General features: G+C 50.5%; 10 protein-coding genes. 8 read left to right on the forward strand and 2 right to left on the reverse strand.

Going from position 1 to position 7,653, the window contains the following annotated elements:
- The first annotated feature begins 267 nt into the window (after positions 1-267).
- From COY37_RS11110 to COY37_RS11120, 3 genes are all read left to right on the forward strand, one after another.
- Positions 268-1,626, forward strand: coding sequence for an amidohydrolase family protein (locus COY37_RS11110; protein ID WP_286679029.1), 1,359 nt, complete (start codon positions 268-270; stop codon positions 1,624-1,626).
- A 225-nt stretch (positions 1,627-1,851) separates the two neighbouring features.
- Complete coding sequence (locus COY37_RS11115; protein WP_286679030.1) at positions 1,852-2,403, forward strand: hypothetical protein; 552 nt, start codon at positions 1,852-1,854, stop codon at positions 2,401-2,403.
- A 15-nt stretch (positions 2,404-2,418) separates the two neighbouring features.
- The gene (locus COY37_RS11120) at positions 2,419-3,042 is read left to right on the forward strand and encodes a tetratricopeptide repeat protein (RefSeq protein ID WP_286679031.1); all 624 of its coding nucleotides are present in this window, start codon (positions 2,419-2,421) and stop codon (positions 3,040-3,042) included.
- Between the two features lie 24 nt (positions 3,043-3,066).
- On the opposite strand, the gene COY37_RS11125 is transcribed toward COY37_RS11120, so the two are convergent.
- A complete protein-coding gene (locus COY37_RS11125) occupies positions 3,067-3,810 on the reverse strand; it encodes a DUF72 domain-containing protein (RefSeq protein ID WP_286977596.1) in 744 nt (247 codons plus the stop codon).
- Between the two features lie 89 nt (positions 3,811-3,899).
- Between COY37_RS11125 and COY37_RS11130 the strand changes: the two genes are divergently transcribed.
- The 5 genes from COY37_RS11130 to COY37_RS11150 all read left to right on the forward strand — a co-directional run bounded on the left by COY37_RS11130 (position 3,900) and on the right by COY37_RS11150 (position 6,226).
- Complete coding sequence (locus COY37_RS11130) at positions 3,900-4,811, forward strand: ATP-grasp domain-containing protein (RefSeq protein WP_286679033.1); 912 nt, start codon at positions 3,900-3,902, stop codon at positions 4,809-4,811.
- A gap of 154 nt (positions 4,812-4,965) precedes the next feature.
- A complete protein-coding gene (locus COY37_RS11135) occupies positions 4,966-5,262 on the forward strand; it encodes a con-10 family general stress protein (protein ID WP_286679034.1) in 297 nt (98 codons plus the stop codon).
- Between the two features lie 26 nt (positions 5,263-5,288).
- The gene (locus COY37_RS11140; protein WP_286679035.1) at positions 5,289-5,507 is read left to right on the forward strand and encodes a KGG domain-containing protein; all 219 of its coding nucleotides are present in this window, start codon (positions 5,289-5,291) and stop codon (positions 5,505-5,507) included.
- A 208-nt stretch (positions 5,508-5,715) separates the two neighbouring features.
- Positions 5,716-5,940 carry a hypothetical protein gene (locus tag COY37_RS11145; protein ID WP_502690520.1) on the forward strand — a complete coding sequence of 75 codons (225 nt, stop codon included), beginning with the start codon at positions 5,716-5,718 and terminating at the stop codon, positions 5,938-5,940.
- A gap of 124 nt (positions 5,941-6,064) precedes the next feature.
- Complete coding sequence (locus COY37_RS11150) at positions 6,065-6,226, forward strand: KGG domain-containing protein (protein ID WP_174573215.1); 162 nt, start codon at positions 6,065-6,067, stop codon at positions 6,224-6,226.
- A gap of 44 nt (positions 6,227-6,270) precedes the next feature.
- Here the strand turns inward: COY37_RS11150 and COY37_RS11155 are convergent, their stop codons facing one another.
- A complete protein-coding gene (locus tag COY37_RS11155) occupies positions 6,271-7,467 on the reverse strand; it encodes an ATP-grasp domain-containing protein (protein WP_286679037.1) in 1,197 nt (398 codons plus the stop codon).
- Positions 7,468-7,653: the final 186 nt, after the last annotated feature.

A 7,653-nucleotide genomic window follows, 5' to 3' on the forward strand; every position in this document is an offset into this window, starting at 1 on the left:
CAGCAGTCTGTGAGTGCCCGCTAGATTCGGAGTTTATCCTGAGCGATAGCGAAGGACCTGCTCAGAATGACACAATAATTATGGTGTTCTGGCACTAGAGCGCAAGTTTTAAAACAAAGACCTAACAGATGTCATTCTGAACGAAGTGAAGAATCTAGCGGGCACTCACTTTGTTGAGAAGTAAAAGGGTCTAAGCTAGATAAACATTTTAATGATGAAGGTTTAGCTGATAGCTGATAGCTTCTTAGCTAATACAAGAGGTGAGATATGCTTTTAACTGCAAAATGGGTATTGCCGATAAGCCAGGCGCCGATTGAGGATGGGGCCGTCGTTGTAGACGGCTCCAAGATAAAAGACATCGGTAAGCTCAAGACTATGGCGAAAAAATATCCCGGTGAAGAGGTTGTCAATTTTGGCAAAGCGGTGATTCTGCCCGGTTTTGTCGACCTGCATACCCACCTCGAATATAGCGTTTTCAGGGGCGCATGCGATGATCTTGGTTATGCCGACTGGAAGATGCAGCTTACGATAAAAAGCACAACGCTTAAGAAAGCGGATTGGGTGCACTCGGCATACTTAGGCGCCCTTGAAGCGCTGCAATCAGGCATAACGACCATTGCGGATATTACAAAAAGCGGGGCCAGCTTAAGGGCCGCCAAAGACGCCGGCTTGCGCGGCATCGTTTATTACGAGGTTACCGGGATGGACCACACCGAGGTACCGCAGATCATGTCCAAGATGAAAGATGATATAGCCAAGTGGTCCGATGTGGTTTCAGGCACCAACCTTACCGTTGGGCTTGCCCCGCATTCCCCCTATACGGTTTCGCCTCCCCTGTACCAAAAATCGGTCCAATGGGCAAAAGAGCAAGGTTTGCATATCTGCACCCACCTTGCCGGCTCGAAAGCCGAGTATGATTTCGTAAAGTATGGCTCGGGAAGGCTCTCCGATGAGTATTGGGATATTGTCGGCTGGGGGGATATCCTTTGGCAGCCCATGGGCGTAAGCCCCGTGAAGTACCTTGAGGAGTGGGGGGTATTTGAGGGAAGCAACATCCTGGCGGTGCATTGTGTCCAGGTCGATGAGGCCGATATCGACACGCTTGTAAGATACGGGGTTTCAATCGCCCACTGCCCGCGCTGTAACGCCAAGCTCGGGATGGGGATCGCACCGCTTCCAAGCTTCTTGCACCGCGGCCTACACGTCGGCATCGGCACGGATAGCCCGGCAAGTAACAATACGATGGATATGTTCGATGAGATGAGAATCGGTCTACTTATCCAGCGAGGAATGACGAGATCATCCGATTTTACCGCCGAGGATTTCGTCTATATGGCGACCTTGGGTGGTGCAAAAGCGGTAAACATGGACGATACGATAGGCTCGCTCGATCCGGGCAAGGAAGCCGATGTCGTTGTCGTCGATATGTCGCACAGCCACCAAATTCCGACGCGTGACCCTTACTCGGCGCTTGTGTATACCGCCAATCAGGAGAATGTTGTTCTGACAATGGTAGGCGGAAAAGTCCTGTACCGGGATGGCAAGTACATAACGTTGGAAGAGGCCGAGATACTTAAGAAAACCGAGCCGATCATCAAGAACCTTAAGGTAAATAACGGCAAATAACGTTCCGCCACGAACTCTTTTGAAAGATACCACATTTAACAGAACAGGCCAGGCGGTAGGAGTATAGGCGAGATAGAGAATAATTTCACATATTTGTAAGGTAGTTTTGCCTGCAAATGGGCTATATGTAAAAATATTTAGTTGATAGGCGCACGGTAAAGCGTTATATTTTAATTTGACGGATATTTGAATTACGCTTTAAGGCGGTGAAGGGAGGTTAACTCGTTGGCAGACGATATCTCAAAAGATAAGGAGCAGGATGCCCCCAAAACGAGCAAGGCTCCAAAGCAAAGCAGCAAACCGGCAAAAAAACCTGCTTCGAGTGGCGTGAAAAAGGCGGTTGCAAAACCGGCCCCGGCAAATGTGACAAATGAACTGGGTTTGCCCCAAAAGGTAGATTTCATGTGGACCGTTGCGTTTGTGGTGGTGGCGTTTGTTCTTGGCTTTTTCATAAGGGGTCTTTTTATGCCTTCCGATTCAGGAAGCGCGATTTCATCTACAAATAATGCTGCAGGCAGCTTCTCTAATTCGGGCGCAAGCGGCGGTACGGGCGCCGCGCCGGCACTAACGGAGGATCAGCTCAATAGCAGCAACGGCCAGTTACCGACAGGTCATCCGAATATTAACGGTACATCAACACAGACGAGCGCTCCCCCTGCTGCTTTAAGCAGCGGTGCGAATGGCGTGATGGGTAATACGAAGAGCGATGTGCCGGCAGCAGGTAATCTGCAGCCGGGAGGTCAGTCGGTCGAGGTTACAGACTCGGCTAAGAAGTAGTTAAGGAGTAAAAATGTGCTTTTAAACAAAAAGAAAGTAAGTGTCGTAACGAAAGTCGGGGCTGTTATTGTTTCGCTTGCTTTTGCAGTGGGCTTGGTTTCGTATTCAATAGGGTCTGGGTCAAACACAGGTAACAGCGCACCGCAACAGCAGGTTCAGGAGAAGATCGCTTCACTCGAGCAGGCGGTCCAGAAGAATCCCAAGAGCGTTGACGCCTGGATTGTTCTTGGAAATGCCTATCAAGATGCGAATATGTATGAGAAGGCCGTGGCAAGCTACGAGAAGGCTTTATCAATCGATCCTAAGAGGACAAATGTGCGGGTCGATATGGCGATCTCGTGCTATGGCCTTGGTCAGCTTGATACGGCGACCGCTCAAGCCAAGAAAGCCATCGAGCTTGATCCAAAGTTTGCGCCGGCATATTACAACCTGGGGGTCTTTCTTGTTTCGCAAGGCAAGAACCAGGAAGCGCTCGATGCTTATGAGAAGTATGTAAAGCTCGATCCGAAGGGTGAGAAGGTTAATGAGGCGAGGCAGCAGATCGATACCTTAAGCAAAGCGGTTAACGCTGGGGTTTCAGGCGAACCGGCAGTTGGAACGGGCGGGAGCGATTCCGCAAGCTCGACCGGTGGGAAATAGCGCCGCTTAAGAATCAGCGACACGTCACAGAAGCTCCTTTAACTGCGTTGCGTTTTTTACGGCAAAGCCGTATGCGTCGTTATTAAAATATACGAAAACATCTAATCGCCGGCGTAAAAAGCCGGCGATTAGTTTTGCCCATTCAGATAACTCGGCGGGCGAGTACTCGGATGCGTAGAGTATCCGGCCCCCGTGCAGCCTGATAAAGATAAAGGGTGCCGTTATCTCGATCACTTCAGGCCACTCAGGCGAGTCTGCGATGCATAGAGCGGCGCCTTTTTCTTTAAGGAGTGTATAGACATCAGGGGTAAACCACGACTCATGGCGAAACTCAAATGCATACCGGTACTCATTTGGTAGAATCGTTAGAAACGCGGCCAGCCGCTCGAGATTTGCGTGCCAGGTGGCGGGAAACTGGAATAATATCGGCCCCAGTTTTTCACCAAGACCGCAGGCGTTTTCAATAAATCTCTCCCAGGCGTCACCTGCATCTTTAAGTTTCTTTACGTGTGTCAGATAACGGTTTGCTTTGACTGCGAACACGAAACCGGGCGGTGTCGTGTTGCGCCATGTCTCAAACGTCTCCCGTTTGGGCAGCCGGTAAAACGAGTTGTTTATCTCAACCGTCGAAAATCTCTTCGAATAAAATGCCAGCCACTCACGGCTCGGCAGAGAGGCCGGATACACTATCTCTTTCCAGTGCTTGTAGCTCCACCCGGAGGTTCCGATATAAAGTTGTCGCGCGGTGTCTGCAAAGCGTATCCCCATGTGTTTTTCTTTCCTTAGTTTAACCACCTCGTAACCGGGGGTAAAATCTACCTGCCTGTTATAGTGTCGTAGAAACGTTAGGAGAACTCTTGTATAAGATCGGAATAGTCACAGCCCAGTTTGAAGCCGACCCGACCAGCCGTGATCTTTTCGAAGCCGCACGACAGGTTGCAGATACTCAAATCGTTGACCCAATCCAGTTCTCGATTGAGCTCAACGGCAAGCACGTGATTAAGATAGGCAAGGTCCAAGCCGGTGAGTTCGATGCCCTGATTATACGGGGCTTAAATTTTAGCGGTGAGACCGATTTTCAGTTTGAGGTGTTCGAGCAGCTTGATAGGGAAGGTGTCGTCGTTATTAATTCGCCCGCCGCCTTGAAGGTCGCGGAGAGCAAGTTCCTCACGAGCTTTATCCTTCAGGAAAAGGGATTCCGGGTTCCGGAAAGTCTCATAATACAGCAACTAAATAAAGAACCAAACGAGGGGCTAGATGATGCCGGGGCGTTTCTTAGCCGACATGAGGACAGCGTCGCAAAGCCCCTCTATGGGTTTCAGGGTTACGGGGTAATACGGGTTAAGCGTGGCGAGAAGAATGCCATGACGCGTATAAAACGCCTCCTTAGCGAGTTTAAGTGCATTTGCCTGCAGAAGTATATCCCAAACCCGGGGCGCGATATTCGCGCCTTTGTTGTTGGGGATGAGGTGGTTGCCTCTATCTACCGTCTGGCAAAGCTGGGCCGCTGGAAGACGAACATCAGGGCGGGTGCCCGGGCGGAGCGTTGCGAACTCACGGAGGCGCAACGCACGATGGCGATCGGGGCCAGCCGGGATCTTGGTCTTGATTACACCGGGGTCGATATCATCGAGGGCCCCGATGGCGATTACATCCTCGAGGTCAACGGGGCACCGGCCTGGCATGGCATTACGGAAGCCACGGGACGCAATGTCGCCGAGGATATAATTCACCACATCATTCATAGGCTAGAACGCAGAGCTGGATAGCTGATGTTTAAAGATTTACGAAGTGGGTAATTGTTTAAAGGTGAAAATTTTAATAATTTGGCGATTGATTGGTGAAGTTTAAGGGTAAAAATAAGTACGGGGAATATATATACCATCCGGCCGGCATGAAGCCGGCAATGGGAGGTGACACAAGGTGGCTCAGGAAAAAGGCAAAATGACGGTCAGCGAGGCCGGCCGTAAGGGCGGTCAAACTACTTCAAAGAAATATGGCCCGGAGTTTTACGAGAAAATCGGCGAGAAAGGCGGGGAGACCACCTCAAAGAAGTATGGTCCGGAGTTCTATGAAAAAATCGGCGAGAAAGGCGGAGAAGCCACGGCTCGCAAGTACGGCCCTGAATTTTATGAGGAAATCGGCCATAAGGGTGGCCAAAAGGTAAAGCGCTTGATAGAGGAAGGCAAGAAACGCGCGCAGGGGAAGGTGAGCGCGTAGCTATTTTACGACGGGAGGTGAAAACGATGGCAGAGGAAAAAGGTAAAATGACCGTAAGCGAAGCCGGACGTAAAGGCGGCGAGACCACGTCAAAACGCTATGGCCCTGAGTTCTATGAAGAGATCGGCAAAAAAGGCGGTCAGACCACATCGAAAAAATACGGCCCGGAGTTTTACGAGGAGATCGGCCACAAGGGCGGCCAGAAGGTAAAACGTCTTATTGAAGAGGGCAAGAAGCGGGCTTAGCGTTGATATAATCGTTTCGCACAGGGTAGCCGAGCGGCTACCCTCTCTTTTTTTATTGGCCGTTTTACCTCGCCTTTTCGCTGCTTAATGATGAGTGTTTAAGGGTATTGCTCCTGGGTAGAACCTTAGTGAATAAAAGGCAATAGTTCCGGTGGCACGGCGAGCATTTCGGAAGGGGGTGAGAATAGTGCCGGACGAGAAAGGTAGGATGACCGTAAGCGAAGCGGGCCGCAAAGGCGGTGAAACCACGTCGAAAAAATACGGCCGCGAGTTTTACGAGGAAATCGGCGAGAAGGGTGGTAAAATTGGCGGCCTTAAGGGCGGCGAGACCACCAAGAGAAAGTACGGTCATGAGTTCTACGAAGAAATCGGGCACAAGGGCGGTCAAAAGGTAAAATCTCTCATCGAAAAAGGGAAAGAAGCTGAAACGTAAAGCAGGGCATACCCGGAACATTTTTTCGATTTCGTGCGAATTACCTGAGCAGTTGTAGTTTAAGAGGTCTGTACTCCGGGTACAAAATAAGTGCCAACGGCTAGTCCCAAAGGAGGTGGCGTAGATGGCAGAGGAAAAAGGCAAAATGACGGTAAGCGAAGCGGGCCGCAAAGGCGGAAAAACTACCGCGAAGAAATACGGTCGTGAATTCTACGAAGAGATCGGGCATAAAGGCGGCCAAAAAGTTAAAGAGCTGATTGAGCGTGGGAAACAAGCGGCGCGTTAACATACCCAAGTTTCTTTATGTAGGATATAAATAAAAGTGGTAGCCTAAACAGCTACCACTTTTAGCTTTTTTGCCCGGAGTTTTTCCGGCAATCGTTCGAGCTCTGTAAAGCAAGTGGAACAATCGCACATGGTTGCAACTTGCTTGGCTGCACCCAGCAGCTCATGCATCGTCTTTGCCTTCAGTGCGATCCTCCCCGATGTTTGCTTGAGTTTTTGGATTTTTACGCGGAACACGCCATCCATATTTAATATTTCTTTTACCCTGTCAATCTCGATGTCCGAGAACACAGGCATATCCGCCGCAAAGTGGCGGTCGAAGCGGTACTCCTTCTTATTCCACCTGCCGAGGAGCATATCGACCAGCGCATGATACGAAATAATGCCGCTTGCGGCCATGGAGAGAGCGGTTACGCCGCCAAAGCGCGGATTGACTTCAAGGATTCTCGGCCCGTCTTCGGACCATACTATGTCGACATCTCCGGTCGGCTGCACATTTAAAGTGCCGATCACGTCGCGTGCCAGGGACCGTAGTCTGGCGATATCGACTTCGGGTAGCGGGGCGGGGGCCAGCTTGACCCGCTCCATCGGATGGATGCATTGGTGGTTGGTATACCCCTTAAAAACGGGCAGAAGCGGTAGGGTTTTGCCGTTGTAATTTAACACCTCGATCGAAAATTCCGGCCCGGACGTGTATTTTTCGATAAGAATCCTCTCTGCGCCGACCATGGCTTTTATAAGCTCGAAGCGGTCGTGAACGATAGCCATACCGGTTCCGCCGGAGTGATCGATAAGCTTTAAGACGAGCGGGTAGCCGAATTCTTTGGCCACCCCGAATGCTTCAAACCTTGATTCCACCACTCGACCCAAAGTTGCCGGGAAACCGTGTTTAAGTAAAAACTCTTTCGTCTTTTCTTTGTCGGAGGCGATCTGTACGGCTTCTAACGGATTGGCCAGTACGGGGATGCCGTGTTCTTTTTCGAGGGTTTCTTTGACGTGTCCGTCTCGTAAGTTTGCAACGTCGGGGCCGGCGATTGAGATTACGGCATCGACGTGTTCTTCGAGCGCAAGCTCAACGAGAGGCAGGTATTCTGTGTCTGATTCAAAGTAATACGCTGTGTCGGCGTATTCTGCGTTGAGAGGCTCAACTGTTGTTACAACGAGAACCGTTTCGATACCCTCGTTGTAAAGATAGGGCGCCATCAGGTCAAAACCGATATTGCCGATTACCAGGACTTTCATAAACTATCTCCTCCAGTCTCCCGTATTATATTCCAGCCCGCATCGAGATGCACCAAATTGCCGTCTGCCCTCCGGCAGGGAGACCCCACGGTTTCCTGTCCTGAGTAAATGTTTAAAGTCCTGAATGCGGGGTATGAAATCCACGAAGGGGGGCGAAGTTGATGGCAGAGGAAAAAGGCAAAATGA

The sequence above is a fragment of the Candidatus Aquicultor secundus genome, from assembly GCF_002791875.1.
GTDB lineage: Bacteria > Actinomycetota > Aquicultoria > Aquicultorales > Aquicultoraceae > Aquicultor_A > Aquicultor_A secundus.